The organism is Paenibacillus sp. J22P51, from assembly GCF_059692215.1.
Window position 1 is genome coordinate 1,133,956 of the sequence record NZ_JCAUAZ010000001.1, and the last position, 20,484, is coordinate 1,154,439.

A 20,484-nucleotide genomic window follows, 5' to 3' on the forward strand; every position below is an offset into this window, starting at 1 on the left:
TCTAAGTTATCGTGTTTTTCTCTCTTGTTCTAACCTTCACGATAACAAGACGCACCATCATTCGAAAAAGTCCGACCGTCACACTTTGTTCACAAATAGTTTTCATGAAAGGCGGAAAGTACCCACCACTTGATTCAGATCTGTGGCAATTACGGCAAGATTTTTGGCTGACGCTGTAATTTCTTCGGCAGAAGCCAGCTGTTCTTCGGTAACTGCTGCGATGGACTGCGCTGTACCTGAGGTTTGCTGTGCAACGAAGCCTACTTGGGCAACTGTGGCCGCCACTTCTTCGGAGCTAGCTGCCATCTGTTGCGCTGCAGCCGCTGTTTCTTGAATCTTGCTCGCCACTTCTTGCGAGGCTTGTACGATTTGACCAAAGGCCTTCTCGGCAATGCTTACCTCATGCAGTCCTTCCTGTACCTCAGTCCGTCCATTGTTCATAACCCCAACCGCACGTGCTGAATCTCTTTGTATCGAAGTAATGAGCTCTGAGATCTCACGAACCGAATCATCGGTTTGAGAAGACAACTTACGAACCTCTCCAGCTACAACAGCAAAACCCTTGCCGCTTTCGCCCGCACGCGCAGCTTCAATCGCTGCATTCAAAGCAAGCAAATTCGTTTGTGAGGCAATATTCCCGATTAGCGTTGAGATCTGACCGATGCTCTGTGAATGTCTTTCCAGCTCTTGAATCACCTGATTGGCTGCATCAACAGATGTGCTTACGGCCTGCATTTTATTAACTACACGTCCCATTGCATGTGTGCCTTGCTCAGCGATATTCGTAGCCGTCATGGATAACTCCGAAACATCTGAGGTCGTTTCAGCAATACGCGAGATCCCTGCTGCCATTTCTTCCATGGCTCTGCCGCACTCAACAGAGCTTTGAGCTTGTACATCAGCCCCATTCGCAAAATCCTGCACCGAAACCGCGACATGCTGCGAAGCCGATGTGTTCTGCTCGGAACTGGCGAATAGCTGCTGTGATGAAGCTGCGACACTGGTTGAGGCTTGCTGCATTTGCTCCACAGAATGGCGCAAATGATGAACCATTTGATTGACAGCTCCAACAAGCAGTCCAATCTCATCTTTATTTTTGACACTAATGGGCTCAACGGTTAGATCACCATTCGCAATACGATTCAATGATAGGGAAGCTGTGCGAACAGGAACGGAAATCATTCTTACCAGCATATAACAGGCTGCGATCATGAACAGGATCATCACTGACAATACAGTTACCGACATTCTCACACTCTCACGGTACACCTTCTGACTGTCTTGCTCTGCTAGAAGTCCACCCTCCTGGTTGAAGGAAACCATGTCAGACATCGACTTTTGAGCCTTCACGAATGCAGCCGACATGGCCAGTTGACTATCTGTTGCTGCTTTACTCGTTGGATCACCAGATTGTTGTGTATTCGCTAGAAATGCAGCTTTAAACGCTTCCCAATTCAGTGTAAGCTCTTGCAGATGCACAGCATCTTCTTCACTTGCTAAAGTTCCCTTATATTTTCCTAACAAATTGTCGATTCGTGTAAGTGTTGCTGTTAATTCCTTGTCTAAAGGTTCATGCTTTTTCACATCAGGCTCTAGCCTCTTCCCCCTGTACACGGTTAGTGCATGCTCGGAGTTATAATGAATTTCCTCTATGACTTGAATACCCATCATCCAATTCTCCACGAGCTTCTTATTGCTATCTTTAAGCGCGCCCATACGACTCATATCCGTCCAGCTTATTCCCCCAACCATCAGTAAAATGATCGTAAATACCATAATTAATTTTGTGCGTACGGTAAATTGCATTTCTAAATTCCCCCTATACCTTGTATGTTTATCGAAAGCCTCGTGTATACCCCTTTCATCTGTTGGATATATCATAGAAAGAATTCATTAAATTTGTTCTGTTCTAAACATGTTTAAACTATGAGTTTTTTTAACAATTACAATGCTTCCGGAGGCTATTCATGTTATCATCCTTGCGCTTTAAACTGGTTGCCTGGCTCGTTCTTATCACCTCGATCTCCCTTATTGTCGTAGGAATTACCAACTATACACTCTCAAGAAATAAGCTGTTACAGCAAATAAATACACAATCCATGACCTCTGTATCTAACTCTGCTCGAAATTTGTATGATTTCTTGTCCATTCGTTTGGCTGAAGTAGAGCTCATCAGTCGGGTAAGTATTATGAAACAGGGTACACAAGCCGAACGACTTAATTTCCTGAGCCATGAGTTACAATCCGTTGATAATCGCTATCACGCTATGGCTATTGGTGATTTGTCAGGTACCCTTCAATTTACATCTGGCATAACGATCTCCATTTCAGACGAGCCCAGGTTCAAACAAGCCTTGCAAGGAAACACCTTCATTTCCGATCCCCATTTTAGTAAAATGAATGACGTCTACGTAATCTCGATCACGGTCCCCATCTTTGATGATCAACATAATGTCGTTAGTATCATCGATGTTTCTCTGAAAGCCGCGCCTGTGTTTGAAGAACATTTAGTTGCTCCTTTTGAAAACGGCGAGATGCTGATCGTGAATCGAGAAGGCCTCACTCTACATGCTACCGACACGGTTAATATTCTAAAGATGAACATTTTCTCTAAATATCCTGAACTCGGACCCTCTTTTCAAAAGGCATTACGTGAGGGAAGTGGCTTTATTGACGAATCCTTTCTTCGCGGTCACAAGACTAGATGGTTCTATGCACGTATCCCCCAATTAAACTGGTTCCTTACTTATTCCATGCCGATCGCCGCGATTGAAGCCCCCACGAGTCCTCTCCTTTGGTCGACCGTAAGCATAATCGCGATGACAGCGCTTTTCATTTTTTTCCTTATTTATCTCACAATGAACAACCTGATTATCAAAAGGATTAAACAAATCCTCCAAGTGACCGAAGCAGTCGCTGCTGGTGATTTCCACACGAAGCCCATCGTGTTTACCAGCAAAGATGAATTAGGTGCCCTTGCCCTTTCTGTTAATGGCATGATGGAGAATATCCGCGAGCTCTTCGAGCCGTTTGAAGCTTTTATCAGGCACAATCAATATGCCATGATCGTCATGGATCCGAATTTTCTAATTAACCATCTTAACGGCAGAGCGACTGAGATGCTCGGGTATCGCTTAGCTGATGTACAGAAGATTGTTTCTCCAATTATCTGGTTGGACCAAAAGCAACTTAACGAAAGAGCTGCGCAGTATTCCGCTGAACTAGGAGAGACGATACCTGCTGACTGTACAACACTGGTGATTCGTTCCTTGCGCCACCTGAAAGAGGATTCCGAATGGACCTGGTATCACCAAGACGGCACTCGCATCTATGTGCAAGCTAGTGTTAGCTGCATCACGCATCCGAACGGTGACTTAAAAGGATACGTCCTGATTGCACGCGACATTAGTGACATTAAAGAAAGTAATGAGACGAAAGATCGACTACTCACCATCGTGGAGAGCGCACGGGACGCCATTCTCACCTTTGATCAGACTGGGTATATCTTCTATATAAACCCAGCTGGCATCCATTCGTTGGGGTTGGACGACACCGATTATGCAGGTACACATTTCCATGAGATTGTTGAAATTCTGAATGACATTAATTTCGAAGCAGGTCTTCAAACGGCCATCCGAGATGGCTTCTGGGAATTCGAAGATGAGGTCGTGACGAAGAAACAACGTCGCATTATTGTTTCTTTTATCATTGTCCCTCACGTCCCCCTCGATAATGGAGAGCTGTATTTCTCGGCAATTACGAGAGATATAACGGAGCAAGTCCACGCCAAAGAGGAGTTAATTCTAGCAAAGCAGGAAGCGGATGAGGCCAATTTGGCCAAAGGCGTGTTCCTTGCGAGAATGAGCCACGAAATACGAACACCTCTCAATGGGATCGTAGGACTTTCTCATCTGCTTGAGAAAACAGCTATGACGGAATTACAGAAGGACTATATACACAAAATCTCGCGTTCCTCCCTATCACTTTCACATATCATTAACGACATTCTGGACTTTTCTAAGCTGGAGGTAGATAAGCTGGTGATTGAACATCACCCTTTTCAGCTGGATGAAACCATTGATCGCGTGTGTGAAACACTTAGCGTGCTGCTCGGTCATAAGCCTGTGGATTTCATATGCGACATACCTGACCATGTGCCTGTCGGACTCATCGGAGATTCCTTGCGACTCTATCAGGTGCTCCTGAACTTATCCAGCAATGGGATTAAATTCACCGAGCAAGGAACTGTCACGCTGCGTGTTCAAGTGGACCAGCTGCGAGAGAATGAGGTTACACTCCGTTTCTGCATCACAGACACCGGAATTGGTATGGATGAGAAGCAAATGGTCAATTTGTTTCAACCCTTTGTCCAAGGTGACGAAGTGACTAGTCGCAAATACGGGGGAACCGGCCTTGGGCTTGTGATCTCCAAAAACATTATCGAAAATATGGGCGGCTCTATCTCTGTATCCAGTACGCATGGTACGGGGAGTGAATTTCTAGTCGTTCTCACTTTCACGTTATACCTACCGATCAGCAAATCGTTCATTCCCTTGCCGCTCGCCTTACTCGTCGTGGAAGACCATCCTGAACTCAATATGGTGCTCGTCCAAAGCCTTCAGTCCATGTGTACGGACGCGGCTGGCGTCCACTCGTGGAAGGAAGCTCTGCAAGTCATTGCCCATATACCATTTGACATCCTCTTGTTAGATATGGAAGCCGATGATATGTACGGGGAGGACGTGTGGCTGACCATGCTGGCAGCTAGTCAACGTCAAGGGATTAGAACCATTATCTATACCTCTTTATCAGGTAGAGATGCGCTCGAACAGCTTCCCGCCGAAGCAGCCCCAGATGCCATTCTGGTCAAGCCCATTTCCCGAAGTCTGTTATACAAGACGCTAGAGTCTCTTCATGCTGAAAAGGAGATCGTTCCTACCACTCCGTCTGAGACGCGTAAGCAAACTAGTGAAAATGCGTCAACGTTATTCCCTTTATCCTCGCCGGATGAAGATCCTCTTCGCATTCTGATTGTAGAAGATAATGAAATTAACCAAACTGTTGCGCGTTCTCTGTTGGAAAGTATGATGAACTGCCGCATCCAATTGGCTGGCAACGGCTTCGAGGCGTTGAATGATTTGGAGAATCATACGTATGATTTGATTCTGATGGATATCCACTTGCCTGAGTTGGATGGCATAGAAACGACCAAGCGTATTCGTCTTGAGCCGAAATGGGCGCACATTCCCATCATTGCCATAACAGCGGATTCGACACTCGACAATCGATTGGCCTGTATGGAAGCTGGCATGAGCGAAATGATTTCCAAGCCCATTATTCCCGAACGACTGCTTGGGGCCATTGAAGCCACGCTCTATCAGCATATGGAGAATCGGGAAGTGCCTCATCTTGATATTGCGGAAGCGCTCAAACGCATTGGCGGCAAAACCGAGATTTACCGTGAGATACTGCGCAAATTCCAGGAGCAAACCAAACCCCTCATGGCGCAATTGAAAGATGCCATTGATGCTCAGGACTTTGAGCAAGCGCTTCGCTTGCTGCATAGCCTGCGCGGTTCTTCTAGCAACCTTTCCGCTAATCGAGTGTTTGCCGCGGCCAGCGAGTTGGAGGATTATGTGAAGGAGCAAGGGGAGCTGCAACAAGCAGAAAGAGATCTCCCTGGTATGAACCATTTGCTTCAATTGATTGAGGATGAGCTAAAGTCTGCTTTTCAAATGATCCAAAAATTGCTGCTTGATTGAAAAAAACATAAATTTATGTCACTATATGCGTATACTCCATCTTGATGGAGTGTGTCATTTTATACGTATAGGTGGTTAATTGTTATGACTGAACATGGCGCTCCATACCGCATCTTGTTGTATTATAAATTTGTCGCTGTTGCTGATCATGAAGCATTGGCGCGAGAACATCTGGCTTATTGTAAAAAGATCGGAGTGAAAGGACGCATTCTGATTGCTCCGGAAGGCATTAACGGCACCCTTTCTGGGACCGTAGAGCAAACGGAAGCCTACATGGCGATGATGAATCTCATGCCATTGTTTAAAGATATGGTTTACAAGATTGATGAGCATGAAGGGCATGCCTTCAAAAAGCTTTTTGTCCGTCCGAAAAAGGAGCTCGTCACCTTCCGTCTTGAGGAAGATGTGAATCCGAATGAGCTGACAGGCACGCATCTGAAGCCTAAGGAATTCTATGAGAAGCTCAAAAATGAAGATGTCATCGTTCTCGATGGCCGTAATCACTATGAGTATGATATCGGACATTTCCGTGGCGCCATTCGTCCTGAGGTTGAAACGACCAAGGAATTCCCAGAGTGGATTCGCAACAATCTGCAGGAGTTTAAGGACAAGCCTATCCTCACCTACTGTACAGGCGGCATCCGTTGTGAGAAGCTTTCTGGTTTCCTCATCAACGAAGGCTTCAAAGAAGTGTACCAGCTCGACGGCGGGATCGTTACCTACGGCAAAGACGAAGATGTGCAGGGTCGCCTCTTCGATGGGAAGTGCTACGTGTTCGACGAGCGCATCTCTGTGCCGATCAACCGCACAGACGAAGATATCGTTGTAGGCAAATGCTACCACTGCGGAACCGCAGAGGATCGTTATATCAACTGTGCCAATGATCTGTGCCACTTGAAGCATATTTGCTGCGAGGCTTGTGAAGAGGAGCATGACAGCTTCTGTTCCAAGGAGTGCGAGGAGAAAACGTTGAGCTCGCTGGAGGCTTAGTGGGAAGCTGGAAAAGGCGTCGAGCTAGGCGGATTTTCCCGAAATAGATGTAATATTTACAGTTAGTACAGAGAAGCGGCGCTAGCTGTGCAAAAGGACCTTCCAAAGTCGATTGACTTAGGAAGGTCCTCTTTGCCGTATAGCTACGCTACTCCGCGATCTGTTCCATAATCCGATCAATTAATGGGTAGACAAGCTCTTCTTCCAACGTGAAGTGCTTCAGTAGAATGAGACAAGCGGTCAGCAGCTCAGAGGCCATCACATGGACGAAGTCCATGTCAATTGGCACGCTCATGGCATTAACACCGTTGACGTATGACTGTACGACTCTTTTGGCCAAATCATGATCCTGCTCTAATACATGCATGGACCGCGAGACCGAGATGGCCATCGTCGGATGTAAATAGGTCTGCAGACTCGGGAACAGGACTTGCTCCTCCCATTCCGAATGCTGCTCCAACTCCTCCACCAGGGATAATATACCATCCTGAAGTTCGATCAGCCGACACATTCCAATTGAGCAATCTTCAAGGGTGTACAAAGCTGCAGCTAGCGTTCGAATGTCGGAGAGCTGCTCACGCATTTGCACATGCTCCTCCTTCAAACGCTGGGCTAGCATTCTAAATTCACTAGGATTCACATTATTTGCCCGATTCGTTTGAATGCTCAAACGGTCACTCATTCGACATCCTCCTTAAAGTTTCATTTGAAACTTGCTACGTAAGTATTCACACTGTATGTAACGCCAGAAACCCCATACCGCATTATCATTGTATGCGGCATGGGGCTGTTAACATGCGAAAGAATGTCTAACAAACTAGATGACCTCAATTAAGCTAAAAGAATTAAAAGAAATCCGTCAAATATGTTGTTCGCTCTGGAATAAATCGCTCCAATCTCGCGATCTCAGCTGCGTTACCGTGCAAGCGACCAATGCGATGCAGCAAAGATGCTCGCTTGTAGCCCATCAACAGCGCCGCTAACGTCTGAATATCGCATGAAATGACGTCCCGTTCCGCTTCCTGCTCGGTGGTTCCGCTGATGTGGAACACTTGTTCCTCATTCAGCTTTACGATGTCGTTCCCCTCGCTACTTCCGAGTTGAATTCGGAATATCCCGTTATTCCAATCAGCCTGTCCATCACGCAGTTGAAGATAAAATGGCTTGCTTACCTCAGTACCATCCGCAACTGCGTTAAATGGATACAACCGTAGAAAGGCTTCAGCATCGACAATCCGTGCCATAAAATAAGGAATAATCTCTTGCTTGATTCGGGGATCTGCCAACAAATAAGGCAGATGGTCGCCAAGAGGCGCTTGGCATACCACTTTGTCAATCATCGAGTCATGATTGGAGATTAACCGCCATAGAGCGCGATTGGCATCCTCAGTTAGGGTAATTAGCTCATGAACGGTAAGCACCCTTTCTTTTACCTGATAAATAATATAGCCTTCTGGCTCACCAGCAGGATTTAGATATAGGGTTACGATCCCTTTCTTCCTATCGAAAACTCTCCTGCGCCACCATGCCTCAGTCCGAACAAGCATGCCGTTAAAGCGTTTCGCATACGCCTCGTAGATCGGATGCAGCACCGCAGCATCCGCTTCAATCCGACGGAGTGTGCTCCCTTCTGCAACCTCTGGCTTGGGAAGTTGGTTGGACGCAATTTCATAACGAATGTAATCGCTATAAGCCTCCCAACCGTACTTGCGATAGAATGCGAAGGAAAACGGCGCTAGAAAGGATACGACCTGCCCGGATTCTTTCATCGACTTCAGCGCTTGGCACAATAGTTGCCCAACCATTCCCTGACGGCGATATTCAGGCCATGTCGCAACAGAAGCAATACCTCCCATCTCAAATGCTTTACCGTTAATCCATATATTCAGCTTCAGTATCATTAATTTGGCTGCTAGTTGATTCTCAACGAAAAATCCCCATATCTGCTCGGACTTCATGACAGCCAGCCGTTCTTCCCGCTCCTCTGGCAATACCGTTAATTGAAAAGCAAACTCCGACAAGGCAAGATTGTCCTTCAATTCATCCTGTTTTAACAATCTGATCTGATCCATAGTGCCTCCTTTTATCCTATTTGCTAATTACGCTCATTCCGCATAAATATGTGGATTTTGGCGTCGGCATTCCTCCATGACCCACAGCTGTCTGCGCACTTGCTGAGGCGTAATTTCCAGCTCCTTGCCTTCTGTTAAGGTATCATACAGAATGAGATACAGCTTCTCTGTCATATGCTCGAAAGCTGTCTTCCCGCCTGGAATTGAAACTTCCCAACTTTCGGTTTGCCATGGCAGCATCTCGCTGCAATAGGCGGGCTTTCCATCGATGGTGAATAACGGTTCTTTGATCAGCTTTTGCTCAGGTGCTTCCTCCGGCTTGAAATATTTCCACTCCAGCCTATCTCCTGTTCCGTGAAGTCCTCCGTTCGTCCCTTGAATGTTAAACTGTTCATGTGGAAAGGCGGAACTGGATGAAATCTCCAAATCTATTGTAGGTCTGCCTCGTCCGCGCAGAAGCAGCTTCACGTAATCCTCTGCATCACCGAAGGTATTCGTTCTGTCCATGATACAAGTGACCTCTGGGTGCTCATCTATCCCAAACAGCTGCAGCGCCTGATCGAGCGGATGAGGTCCGGTGTTCATCAGGCTTCCACCATTATTGCTCTGCAGTGTTTGCCAATCCCAGCGGCGTGCAAAGCCGTTTAGACTGAAATCAACCTGTACGATGCGTCCAAGCACGCCGGATTCGATGACTTTACGAAGCTGTACGAAGGCTGGCTGGTAACGGGACTGCTGGAAAACCGCCAAAATGCTGCCGGTGCGCTCGGATGCCTCGATCAGCTGGTCCACCTCCTCGGGTGACTTGGCCAGTGGTTTCTCGCACAAGACATGCAGTCCGCGATTTAGCAGCTCCAGCGAAATCGGAAAATGCTGATGACTCGGGGAGGCATTGACGATCAGATCCAGCTCCTCATTAGCCACCATATCCTCCCAGGACGCGTATGCATGGCAGCCGTATTCTTTCGTCGCAAGCTCCTGACGCTCCGGTATAGAGTCGGCAACCGCCATAATCCGGTAATGCTCCGGAAGCTGTACGAGCAAATTACCGTGGATATCGCGCCCGCTGCGGCCTTGCCCAATAATACCTACCTTCACAATTTTCTTAGTCATCGCAACTACCTCTTTCTTTCATGGATTCAGGGTGTATGTCCAAATGTTTTCTTATATTCAGTAGGCGTGATGCCTGTTCGTTTTTTGAAGGTTCGGATGAAATGGCTGAGATGATGAAACCCGACCTGAAAGCCAATCTGGGTAATCGTATGCATATTGCGCTGAATGAGCTATGCAAGGGCTGCTTCAGCGTGTGACTGGAGTAGCGGTTGAAAATAGGACATTCCCTTCTCCATGTTCATACGATTACCACCTGTCCGAAGCCATATTTCATTCAAGCATATGCCAATTGGCGGAATAGAACAACCCTTGTGTGAAGGCGTGTAAAGTGTCCCCCCCAGAGCAGGCGGATAATCTGACTAACCGTTTCCGCGTGTAATGGAAGCTGGTTGAAGTCGCAGCCCGCATACCCATTGATCTGTAGATCAACCAAGCCTGGGGCGGCAATCGGCAATTCCCCCTGCGAGTGACTCAGCAAACTGCTTCACTTCAGCAATCCGTCCACCATTGACGGTAATTGCCACAGGCTACATTTTTTTCGCTTTCAGCAGGGTGAAAGACATGGGTTCCTCCTCTAAAAGAGATTCAGTAAATAAAAGGAATTTGAGTGCAAATGTGGAATAGAAGTATATACAGAAATAGAGGCTCAGTGACTTGGTGATGAAGGTAATTCGTTAATGACGAAGAGGGGGCTAACGTGTGAAATCAACGGGAATTGTAAGGAAAGTAGACGAGCTGGGGCGGATTGTTCTGCCAATTGAGCTGCGACGGACACTCCATATTGAGATCGGTGACGCCATCGAGGTTTATGTGGATCCTGAACGTATTACGCTTAAGAAATATATGCCTGCTTGTGTGTTCTGTGGTAATTTTGAGGATATGACCTATTTCAAAGGGAAGCTCATTTGCGGCAATTGTATTGATGGGATTGTTTAGCAGTTCTCGTAAGCAAGGCACACAGTCAACAGTAAGCCCCTTCAGGGATGTTCCATGATCCTGATGGGCTTTTTTTCACAAAATAACCATTGCAAAATTTGGGAATTAGTTGTAGATTTTATATCTAAGTGCATAGTCACGGGAGCTTGGTGAGACCAGGCTGAGAGGATAGTTATAACTATCGACCGTTAAACCTGATCTGGATAATGCCAGCGGAGGAACACAAGATCTCTTTGTATACCAGGAGACCGCCTCTATTAATATAGATGCGGTCTCTTTTTCGCTGCATGAATCCTCCGCTTGATCAAAATCAACTAATAGGAGGAATAAAATGGAAATGGAAACAAGTAAAGAAAACGTCGCTTCATCAACATCCTCTTTTCCGGGAAGTAAAAAAGTTTATGTCGAGGGCTCACGAAAGGACATTAGGGTCCCTATGCGTGAAATCACTTTGAATCCTACCACTGGAGCCTATGGTGAACAGGAAAACGCTCCTTTTCGTGTTTACGACACGAGTGGCGCATATACAGATGAGGAGATCCAAACCGATATTCGTGAAGGTATTGGGCCTAATCGTTTAAATTGGATTGTAGAACGCGGCGATGTTGAAACATATGAAGGAAGAACGATTAAACCGGAAGATAACGGATATTCCAAGGGCGAGTACGTTACTGAGGTTTTTCCAGGCTTACATCGTCACCCTATGCGAGCGAAAAAAGGTCGTAATGTAACCCAGATGCATTATGCACGTCAAGGTATCATCACGTCCGAAATGGAATATATCGCGATTCGCGAAAATGTATCTCCGGAATTTGTGAGAGACGAAGTCGCTCGTGGTAGAGCGATTATCCCCGCAAATATTAATCACCCTGAGAGTGAGCCTATGATTATTGGACGTAACTTTCTCGTGAAGATCAATGCGAATATAGGAAACTCTGCTGTATCGTCCTCCATTGAAGAAGAAGTGGAAAAAATGAGATGGGCTACTCGCTGGGGCGCTGATAATATTATGGATCTCTCTACGGGTAAAAACATTCATACCACCCGGGAATGGATTATTCGTAATTCCCCTGTTCCTATTGGTACCGTACCTATTTATCAAGCACTAGAGAAAGTGAATGGAAAAGCAGAAGATTTAACATGGGAAGTATACCGTGACACACTAATTGAACAAGCGGAGCAAGGTGTAGATTACTTTACGATTCACGCAGGTGTTCTACTGCGTTATGTTCCTCTTACTGCCAAGAGGATAACAGGTATTGTTTCACGCGGTGGATCCATTATGGCAGCCTGGTGTCTCGCTCACCACCAGGAAAACTTTCTGTATACACACTTTGAAGAAATTTGTGACATCATGAAAACCTACGATGTATCCTTTTCACTAGGCGACGGTTTACGCCCGGGGTCCATTGCAGATGCTAATGATGAAGCCCAATTTGCAGAGCTAGAAACTTTAGGTGAACTAACCAAAATCGCGTGGGAGCATGACGTACAAGTCATGGTAGAAGGCCCTGGTCACGTGCCAATGCACTTAATCAAAGAAAACATGGATAAACAACTTGACATTTGTAACGAAGCTCCTTTTTACACCTTAGGACCACTTACAATAGATATTGCTCCGGGTTATGACCATATCACGTCGGCCATTGGCGCAGCGATGATTGGCTGGTTTGGAACGGCCATGCTCTGCTATGTAACACCCAAAGAACACTTGGGCTTGCCCAATAAAAATGACGTTCGTGAAGGCGTGATCACTTATAAAATTGCTGCTCATGCCGCTGATTTAGCCAAAGGACATAAAGGCGCCATGGATCGCGATAATGCGTTATCCAAGGCACGCTTTGAATTCCGTTGGCATGATCAATTCAACTTATCCTTAGATCCAGAAAGAGCCATTGAATACCATGATGAGACTCTACCTGCAGAAGGTGCCAAGGTCGCTCATTTTTGTTCGATGTGCGGTCCTAAATTCTGCTCCATGCGAATTTCCCAAGATATCCGGGACTTCGCCAAGCAACAAGGCCTTGAAGAAGCTCAAGCTATCGAAAACGGGATGAGCGAAAAGTCGGAAGAGTTTAAGAAAGCTGGCCACGCCCTATACACGTGAGAAATAGTAAACAAAAAAGGGTTGCTGCGGCAACCCTTTTTCTTTGCTATCCATCTGCCAAAGCTTGGATCAAAAGAAGATCGTAACTAGCAACGACGCCTCCCTCTATGCCGAACCTAATCTCGTATTCCTTATACATCTTGGCGAAAAAGCTTCGCGTGCTGAGACCATGCAAAGTAACAACTTCTGAAGTAATCATCAACCTAGCTTTTATGCCACCCAGCTGCTATTTCAGCTCCACATGAACCTGATCAGGTCGATACACCGCCAACAACTCGCCCTCAGTATTCGCGGCGAACATCACGGTACGTTCCGCTTCCAGCTCGAACGCGTAGCTCCGACCCGTTGCCGGATCGGTCACTTCGATCTGCGTGTCGACGCCGAACTCCGAGACGAAGATAAACAACGCGCCGGCATCGAAGCTCAGCTTCCGCCCATAAACGCCCGGCAGCTGTCCGCCCTTCACCCACGTAAGCTCTGCCTCAACGCCAGCTTGCTTCATGGCATAAGCATATAGCTTCTCAAGTACATCGCCGCGCTCCCCCAGCTCTACTGGTAGTGGACACCAGATCAGCTGACCTTTCCCTAGCCCATAGCTGCGAACAACACCATGCTGCGAGTTCCAGCCTCCGTCATCGGAGAGCGTTACCTCTTTGTTCAGCTGAGCGATCCGTGCTCCACCGAAAGACACAGGAACCATCTCACCGTCCAGAACCATCGCCTCTTCACGTACAATATTGCTCAGCACCGTTTCGCCTACGATATCCGTCAAACGAGCAGTTGGTGCCCAATACTCATTCAAGCCAAGAGGTCCAGTAAAGAGGAGCGTCCCTCCATTCTCACGCACATGCGCCGTTAACTTCTCAAGCGCGGCATCACTGAAGTTGTGTGCGCTTGGCACGATTACCAGCTTCGGCTGATCAAACGCCAACGCCTCCAGATGATATTCGCTCAAGCCGCGGAAAGGTACATTCATTCTATAAGCTAATGTGCGTGTTAGCTTAGCTGTTGCGTCACCGGCTACTTTTCGCGTGGAAAAATCATTCGAATACGGGAACACAGCAACGACGTCCTCTAATTTGCGCCCAACGAAGAGATCACGAATCTCCCCCATGAATGCCCCGAAATCATAGGAAACATCCGCCTCCGGTTTCTCTGTACCGTCTGCACGAAGCGCTCCGATATGCGACTCATTGATATTGTTCATATAGAAGTTGATATTCCAAATCCATTGAACAGCTCCCGCGCCACCTGTCGAGAATGCATACGCATATTTACGCTCCAAAATATTACGCAGCTCATACTCCGAACGCTTCGCGCGTCCATCCGCAGTCTCTACGTACATAATGCCCGTTTCTTGAATCAAGCTCGGCTTCGTTGGTGCCTTGGAGAAAATCCCATCCCACACCAATTGATCCATCAACCACCATGTATGCACCGTTGTATAATCCACAGCTTCTGCGTAAAAGAAAGGCGATGGCCGCTGAGCCCCTAAGCCCTCATCTTGGCCCACTGTGGCCAACTGGGCCGGGTTAATACTGTGAATTGTCGCGATCAATTCCTTCGCCCACCGATTGTGCATGTCCATGGTGAACAGGGTGTAGTCCAGCCATGGTGCGCCTTTTTTCTCCACGGTCTCCGTAGTGCTCATGTTCACCTCGGAAGAATCAAGCAATCGGATGCTAGCAAAGCTAGGCAGCTCCGCAGGAGACATATTCCAACGCTCTTGCAGCTTGCGAATATCCCCATGACGCTCCTCCAGCCAAGCTACATAGGCCTCCCGTTCAAAAGGATCATGAGCGGACTGCGGACCTCTGAAAGGCTTACTCGGATTAAACATCGATGGCTCATTGATCAGATCCCAATGCACATTCGTCGTTTCCTTATGTCTGGACACCACGGAAGAAATAAACCGTTTCTGCGCTTCCACACTGCGCGGATCCAAATACGGATTCACGCCCTCCCACAGCTCCGGTGTAAAAGAGAAGAAATTGAAAGTGACTTCGATCCCATGTCTTTTACATGTCAAAATGAAAGCATCGATGCTGCGCAGCACTTCCTCATAAGGATGCCCGTCCACGAACATGATTTGACGCCACGCCGACCACACGCCAGTACGCAGCAGGTTGATGCCCGCTTTGACCATTTGCGCAATATCTCGATCCCACACGGCAACGTTCGGCAGGAACAAGAATTTCCTTGCCACATCGCTCGTCATATACGTCATCCCAACGATCGGAAGCGGACGTCCGTCCTTCCAGAAGTAGTCGCGATCACAGGACATCGGCGTTCCTTCGCGAAGCAGCTCTGCATCATACCCCCAGAAGCCTTGGTTAAATGTGCGTGTTTCCCCCGTATTAGCAACAGCTTGACATACCGCGGTATAATAACCCGCTTCAATATCGATAGGCATGTTTACCTTTTTAAAAGAGAGCTCCCGGGACGCGTTCATTTGGAATTCTGTCGTCCAGATCGGCGTTGATGCACCGTCTTTGGATACTCGGACATAGAACGTCCACGCAACATTCTCTGAAGTCCCCCCAGTACGATTCGCTAGCGTCTGCAATTGAACCGTCAAGGCAGCACGGTCACCAGGGTCATAACAGGCATAGTTCGGCTTGAACCAAATTTCCGTCACACCGCGCTTAGTATAAGCAGCCAGCTCGCCCACTAGCGCAGCCCCTCCGTTACTCCAGAAGTCCTCATCAGTGACCACATTGGCGAAAATCCAACGGCTGCCCGCATAGGCTCCCTTCGTGTTCTCAAGAAGCACGATCGGTGCCGCGACCTCTCGTCCCTCCTTTGAAATCCCCTTCAGAAGTGGCGTGAAGTGAGCATCCATCGGACCGCTGGAACCAATTTGCCCCGGGTGATCATTGGTCCGTGTAACATGTAAGGCAAATCCAACTGTCGGTTGGATAGCAAACAGCTCCTCCATGCCAGCAAGCAATGGTAACTCAGCATTCGCGGCATATCGAGCAATGGGTGCGTCATCAACGGAAAGGATTTCATGAATTTGAAGCTGCTGATGGTAAGCCGTCTGCTCAATCTCCAATTCCCAGCCTTCTGAGCCTTGGTAAACCGGTACGCGGAAGGGTGCGCTGCCTAGATGTACGAATCCTTTGCCCTTACGCGCATGAGCTAGGATTCCATGCCAAGCTGACTTTGGAAAGTAACGCCCATGTAGATGGATGAAATTATCCGCCCCTTGCTGCAGCGCCTCTTTCAGCCCCTCCGCTCCAACCAATCTTCCTATTTCTCCTAACTGTGCAACCGCTTTGTCGTCAGGACGAATCCCTTCATATGGAAACGTTGGATCGTAAAATATGATCGTTGTAAGCATGCTCTCATCCTCCAAGCGGGTGTTTGTTCAAAAGAAATCTCAATTATAAATTGTTATTTTTGTTAGGCTAACAGGCATTGATTATGAACATAATTTAATCACTTTCTTAGATGAGGTCAATCTTTTTTTGAGTAAATCCATAAAATAAGCGATCATTGACAATCTCACTCTGATCAGGAACAATAGATTTGTTAGGTTCGCTTCGAAATTAAGAAGTATCTTCAACATAAAGGATGTTTACCATGAGTAAAAAAGTGTCCATGCAGCAAATTGCCGACCGACTTGGCATGTCCAAATACACAGTCTCCCAAGCTTTATCAGGTAAATCGAGCGTTAGTGAAGAGAACCGGCTTCGTATTCAGGAGACAGCGAAAGCCATGGGCTATACGCTCCAGCAAGCGCAGCGCTCACAGAAGAGCCTTCAAGCAGCTAACCAGCATGCCAAAGAAGGTCCGCATCATACAGACGAAACGACTCCCTATATTTTGGTTTGGATTCAGTCTACCTATTTGCAGGACAACCCTTTCTGGGGAAAGGTGCTCTCCGGCATTGCCACAGCCAGCAAAGAGTTAGGCTATGAGCATCTCATCGTTCCTATCTCACCGCACCACCAGTCTGGCCTGCAGATGCCGTCCTATCTCGATCCATCGCATTGCATTGGGCAGCTGCTGGCCGGAACCTTCCCCGCGCAGTCCGTCATTTCTTTGAAGCAAAGTGGAATTCCGCTCGTCCTCATAGACCATAATGAACCGCTCATCGAAGTGGATATTGTGCTCAATAATAATTTGGACGCTGGCAAAATGGCCTGTCAACGCTTGCTTTCCGCTGGCGCGAAGCGCGTAATTTTCATTGGCGATGATCATTTCGCCGTTAGCTTTAAAGAGCGATGGTGGGGCTGCCGCATGACGCTCGAGGATATGGCCGGGCCCGCTGAGCCCTACCATTTGAAGAAATGGCAAATCGCATACTGTCATCAGTCTCACATGCTTCACCAATTGGAACGCAAAGTGGCGGCATTATCCGAGGAAACTATGCCTGATGGTTTTGTTTGCGCCAATGATCACCTAGCACTAGCCCTACTTCCTATTTTGAAGCGTCACGGCCTCGACGTACCTAGTCAAGTCAAGGTCATTGGGGTGGACAATATCGAAGCGGCCGCCTACGCGACACCTTCGCTTAGCACCATTGAACTCGGAAAGGAAGCCCTCGGCATTCGAGCCGTAGAAACGCTGCTTTACCGGCTGCAACACCCTGGCAGACAAGTGGAGAAGGTTGTGTTATCCGCTCGCTTCATCGCACGGGATTCCGGCTAACCGCCTACCAAAAAAAGCGTACAGCACTCATCATGAACATGAGCAGCTATACGCTTTCTTCAACTACCTATTTGATAAATAACTAAGACCAATGGATATAAGCATACCCGCAAACGCAATCCAAAATAAGTATGAGCGCCCGATTCGTTTCAGACTTTTATCTTGGCGTTCCATAACCGATTTCTTTCGATTACTGCTCGTTTTCGTTTCTTCCTCTAACTCATCATTCACTTGTGTTTTCCAATTCACGAATTGAAAACCAACCCCGCTTATGACAACGGATACCATCATTAAAATCAAAGAACCCATAAATACCTTGTCCGCAATGGACGCCATGCTGCACTCAACCTCACTATCTAACTGTAGTTTATACATTATACTTCAAACGGCGATCAGAATACAGGAAAGCCCCAACCGACATCATGCCGATTGGGGCTTCATTAACTTATAACGTACGATCGCCTGGCTTCCAGTTCGCTGGGCAAAGACCGCCTGCTTGCAGTGCTTGAAGCACTCGCAGCGTCTCGTCAACCGAGCGTCCTACATTCATGTCCGTGACCACTTGATAGCGCAGCACGCCTTCTGGATCAATGATGAACAAGCCGCGGTGCGCAGCACCCGTTTCATCATCTAGGACGCCATAGGCACGTGCTGTTTCTTTGGAGAAGTCACTGACCAAAGGAAACTTCACAGGGCCTATGCCGCTTTGATCGCGCGGCGTTTGTGTCCAAGCACGATGTGTGTAGACACTGTCAACAGACGCACCGACGATGTCACAGTCGAGGTCAAGGAACTGCTCGTAATGGTCGCTGAACGCCGTGATTTCCGTCGGACACACGAAGGTGAAGTCGAACGGCCAGAAGAAGAACACAAGCCATCTGCCGCGGTAGTCCTCGAGCGAGATCTTTTCCTCGAGCGTGTCCATATTTTTCGTGGAGAGCAGGGAGAAGCTCGGTGCTGGCAGCCCTATTTTAGCAAAAGTAGCATTGGATTGAACGGTTAGTTGTTGTGTCATGGTGTAATCTCCTTTGGTGTTATGGATTAGCTAGCGATTTCGGCTAGTGCTTTTTTGAGTTTGGTGACGTTGAGACCTAGAATTTTATGCTCGCCGATCACGGTGACAGGCAACGACATTAAGCCCATATCGTGCAGCTCTTGTCCAAATTGATCATTCAAATCGATGTTTCTTTCTTCAAAACCGACTTGCTGTTCCGTTAAATATTTCTTCAGCTGTTGGCAATAAGGGCAATTGGAACTGGAATATACGATTACGTTAGACATGTTTGGTCATCTCCTAGTAGGTTTGGATTATTTGTATTGGGGGATCAATTGAGCCCGTTTATTAATAAATTTATCGACAGCCATAGCGGCAATCGCACCATCTGCAGCAACAACAACAGCTTGTTTGACTGGGGTACGTCTAACTTCTCCTGCTCCAAACACACCAGCAACCGGCGACTGCATGGAGCTATCCAAGATCATGAAACCATCCTCATCGAGAGGTACTTGATCCTGTAAGAAATCGGTACCTGGCTTACTGCCAGATAGGAAAACGAAGACTCCATCCACGTCCAATACTTCCTCGCTGCCAGAGCTTGTACGAATTTTGAGACCCTGCACCTGCTTGTCTCCCAATACTTCGAGCGGCTTAGTTTTGTAGAGGATATCCGTGCCTTTCAACTCCGGGACGTGATGAACACCTTGCAGTTCAGGACGCGGCACTACGAAGTGGATGGATTTAGTGAACTTGCTTAACGCCTGCGCTTCTTCCAGCGCCTCCTCGGAATCACCGATCACAGCGACCGTTTTCCCTTCAAAAAAAGCTCCATCACAGGTAGCACACGTGCTTACCCCGCGCCCCATCAGATTTTCCTCACCAGGCAGCATGCGATTGCGTCCCTTAGACCCTGTTGCAATTATGATGGACTTACCTTCATACATCCCGTCAGCGGTAAACACATATTTCGTTTCGCCTTCCACATCCACATCCGTGATCGTCGTTTGGATGAACTCAGCTCCAAAGCCTCTGGCTTGGTCACGCATCGTATCCAGCAAATCCTTCCCCGACAATTCACCAATGACACCGGGATAATTCGCAATTTTGTGCGTAATGGCTAAAGCTCCTGTATTCGGTGCTTTATCGATAACTAATGTTTTCAAATTCCCTCTTGCTGTATAAATTGCAGCAGAAGCTCCCGCGGGACCAGCTCCAACAATAATGACATCATACATCCCGATGCACTCCTTCCATACGGCCTTTAAATTTCATCGATAATATATATTAGATAATAATTATTATAAATAAAAGAAAAATAAAGTCAAGCTTATTTATAATAATTCTAAATAATAAACAAAAATAAAACCGCCTTGCAAGTAGGAATTTCCTACTCGAAGGCAGCCTGATTTTAACGCTATGAGGACTGCAGATCCTCCTCTTCCCTTATCACTGGGTACGGCGGATACTGTGGATATTGCTGATAGTATGGCGGGTATGGATAAGGATATGGATATGGGTACGGGTAATATGGTGGGTAGTACGGTTGCGTCGCCGCACCATATAGCAATGGGGCCACTACCCAAGGCAGCACATTGTTAAAGCCGCCGCCATGATGTGGAAAATGGCCAGGTCCGCCTGGAAAGTGACCTGGGCCACCGGGGAAATGACCTGGGCCTCCAATGCCTCCAGGGCCATGACCTATACCTCCAGGGCCTCCAGGGCCTCCAGGGCCTCCAGGGCCATGACCTATACCTCCGGGTCCATGTCCAATACCGCCGCCATGCCCTCCGATCGGTGGACGAAATTCTTGATCTTCACGCTTAGTCATATCGGAATCACTCACATTCTCTG

The 20,484-nt window shown here is 47.5% G+C and carries 17 protein-coding genes and 1 riboswitch; of the genes, 5 read left to right on the forward strand and 12 right to left on the reverse strand.

Features of this window, described 5'->3' with window-relative positions; genetic code table 11:
* Nucleotides 1-102: 102 nt before the first annotated feature.
* Nucleotides 103-1,806: a methyl-accepting chemotaxis protein gene (locus AC58QC_RS04505; protein WP_497413981.1), complete on the reverse strand. Its 1,704-nt coding sequence runs from the start codon at nucleotides 1,804-1,806 to the stop codon at nucleotides 103-105.
* Nucleotides 1,807-1,967: 161 nt separating this feature from the next.
* Between AC58QC_RS04505 and AC58QC_RS04510 the strand changes: the two genes are divergently transcribed.
* Together AC58QC_RS04510 and trhO are read left to right on the forward strand one after the other, a co-directional pair.
* The gene (locus tag AC58QC_RS04510) at nucleotides 1,968-5,762 is read left to right on the forward strand and encodes a response regulator (RefSeq protein WP_497413982.1); all 3,795 of its coding nucleotides are present in this window, start codon (nucleotides 1,968-1,970) and stop codon (nucleotides 5,760-5,762) included.
* An 84-nt stretch (nucleotides 5,763-5,846) separates the two neighbouring features.
* Nucleotides 5,847-6,752, forward strand: a complete 906-nt coding sequence (trhO, locus tag AC58QC_RS04515) for an oxygen-dependent tRNA uridine(34) hydroxylase TrhO (protein WP_497413983.1) — start codon at nucleotides 5,847-5,849, stop codon at nucleotides 6,750-6,752.
* Between the two features lie 148 nt (nucleotides 6,753-6,900).
* On the opposite strand, the gene AC58QC_RS04520 is transcribed toward trhO, so the two are convergent.
* The 4 genes from AC58QC_RS04520 to AC58QC_RS04535 form a co-directional block, all read right to left on the reverse strand.
* Nucleotides 6,901-7,434: a hemerythrin domain-containing protein gene (locus AC58QC_RS04520; protein ID WP_497413984.1), complete on the reverse strand. Its 534-nt coding sequence runs from the start codon at nucleotides 7,432-7,434 to the stop codon at nucleotides 6,901-6,903.
* Nucleotides 7,435-7,597: 163 nt separating this feature from the next.
* On the reverse strand, nucleotides 7,598-8,824 hold the full coding sequence (locus tag AC58QC_RS04525) for a GNAT family N-acetyltransferase (RefSeq protein ID WP_497413985.1): 1,227 nt from the start codon (nucleotides 8,822-8,824) through the stop codon (nucleotides 7,598-7,600).
* 33 nt (nucleotides 8,825-8,857) lie between these two features.
* Nucleotides 8,858-9,937, reverse strand: coding sequence for a Gfo/Idh/MocA family protein (locus tag AC58QC_RS04530; protein WP_497413986.1), 1,080 nt, complete (start codon nucleotides 9,935-9,937; stop codon nucleotides 8,858-8,860).
* A gap of 26 nt (nucleotides 9,938-9,963) precedes the next feature.
* Nucleotides 9,964-10,092, reverse strand: a complete 129-nt coding sequence (locus AC58QC_RS04535; RefSeq protein ID WP_497413987.1) for a helix-turn-helix domain-containing protein — start codon at nucleotides 10,090-10,092, stop codon at nucleotides 9,964-9,966.
* Nucleotides 10,093-10,636: 544 nt separating this feature from the next.
* On the opposite strand from AC58QC_RS04535, the gene AC58QC_RS04540 reads away from it, so the two are divergent.
* Nucleotides 10,637-10,873: an AbrB/MazE/SpoVT family DNA-binding domain-containing protein gene (locus AC58QC_RS04540; protein WP_497413988.1), complete on the forward strand. Its 237-nt coding sequence runs from the start codon at nucleotides 10,637-10,639 to the stop codon at nucleotides 10,871-10,873.
* A 128-nt stretch (nucleotides 10,874-11,001) separates the two neighbouring features.
* A riboswitch (TPP riboswitch) is annotated at nucleotides 11,002-11,111 on the forward strand.
* Nucleotides 11,112-11,204: 93 nt separating this feature from the next.
* The gene (gene thiC / locus AC58QC_RS04545) at nucleotides 11,205-12,980 is read left to right on the forward strand and encodes a phosphomethylpyrimidine synthase ThiC (protein ID WP_497413989.1); all 1,776 of its coding nucleotides are present in this window, start codon (nucleotides 11,205-11,207) and stop codon (nucleotides 12,978-12,980) included.
* A gap of 46 nt (nucleotides 12,981-13,026) precedes the next feature.
* Here thiC and AC58QC_RS04550 read toward each other — a convergent pair whose 3' ends face one another.
* Entirely contained in the window at nucleotides 13,027-13,182 is a 156-nt protein-coding gene (locus tag AC58QC_RS04550; RefSeq protein WP_497413990.1) for a hypothetical protein, read from the reverse strand.
* A gap of 24 nt (nucleotides 13,183-13,206) precedes the next feature.
* The gene (locus AC58QC_RS04555; RefSeq protein ID WP_497413991.1) at nucleotides 13,207-16,323 is read right to left on the reverse strand and encodes a glycoside hydrolase; all 3,117 of its coding nucleotides are present in this window, start codon (nucleotides 16,321-16,323) and stop codon (nucleotides 13,207-13,209) included.
* Between the two features lie 242 nt (nucleotides 16,324-16,565).
* Here AC58QC_RS04555 and AC58QC_RS04560 point away from each other — a divergent pair, with 242 nt between their 5' ends.
* Nucleotides 16,566-17,636 (forward strand): LacI family DNA-binding transcriptional regulator, encoded by a 1,071-nt coding sequence (locus AC58QC_RS04560; RefSeq protein WP_497413992.1) that lies wholly within the window; start codon nucleotides 16,566-16,568, stop codon nucleotides 17,634-17,636.
* Between the two features lie 63 nt (nucleotides 17,637-17,699).
* Here AC58QC_RS04560 and AC58QC_RS04565 read toward each other — a convergent pair whose 3' ends face one another.
* From AC58QC_RS04565 to AC58QC_RS04585, 5 genes are all read right to left on the reverse strand, one after another.
* Nucleotides 17,700-17,972, reverse strand: coding sequence for a hypothetical protein (locus AC58QC_RS04565; protein ID WP_497413993.1), 273 nt, complete (start codon nucleotides 17,970-17,972; stop codon nucleotides 17,700-17,702).
* 109 nt (nucleotides 17,973-18,081) lie between these two features.
* On the reverse strand, nucleotides 18,082-18,651 hold the full coding sequence (locus AC58QC_RS04570; protein ID WP_497413994.1) for a peroxiredoxin: 570 nt from the start codon (nucleotides 18,649-18,651) through the stop codon (nucleotides 18,082-18,084).
* 26 nt (nucleotides 18,652-18,677) lie between these two features.
* On the reverse strand, nucleotides 18,678-18,917 hold the full coding sequence (locus AC58QC_RS04575) for a glutaredoxin family protein (protein ID WP_497413995.1): 240 nt from the start codon (nucleotides 18,915-18,917) through the stop codon (nucleotides 18,678-18,680).
* A 27-nt stretch (nucleotides 18,918-18,944) separates the two neighbouring features.
* Nucleotides 18,945-19,868: an NAD(P)/FAD-dependent oxidoreductase gene (locus AC58QC_RS04580; RefSeq protein WP_497413996.1), complete on the reverse strand. Its 924-nt coding sequence runs from the start codon at nucleotides 19,866-19,868 to the stop codon at nucleotides 18,945-18,947.
* Between the two features lie 179 nt (nucleotides 19,869-20,047).
* On the reverse strand, nucleotides 20,048-20,461 hold the full coding sequence (locus AC58QC_RS04585; RefSeq protein WP_497413997.1) for a hypothetical protein: 414 nt from the start codon (nucleotides 20,459-20,461) through the stop codon (nucleotides 20,048-20,050).
* Nucleotides 20,462-20,484 lie beyond the last annotated feature (23 nt).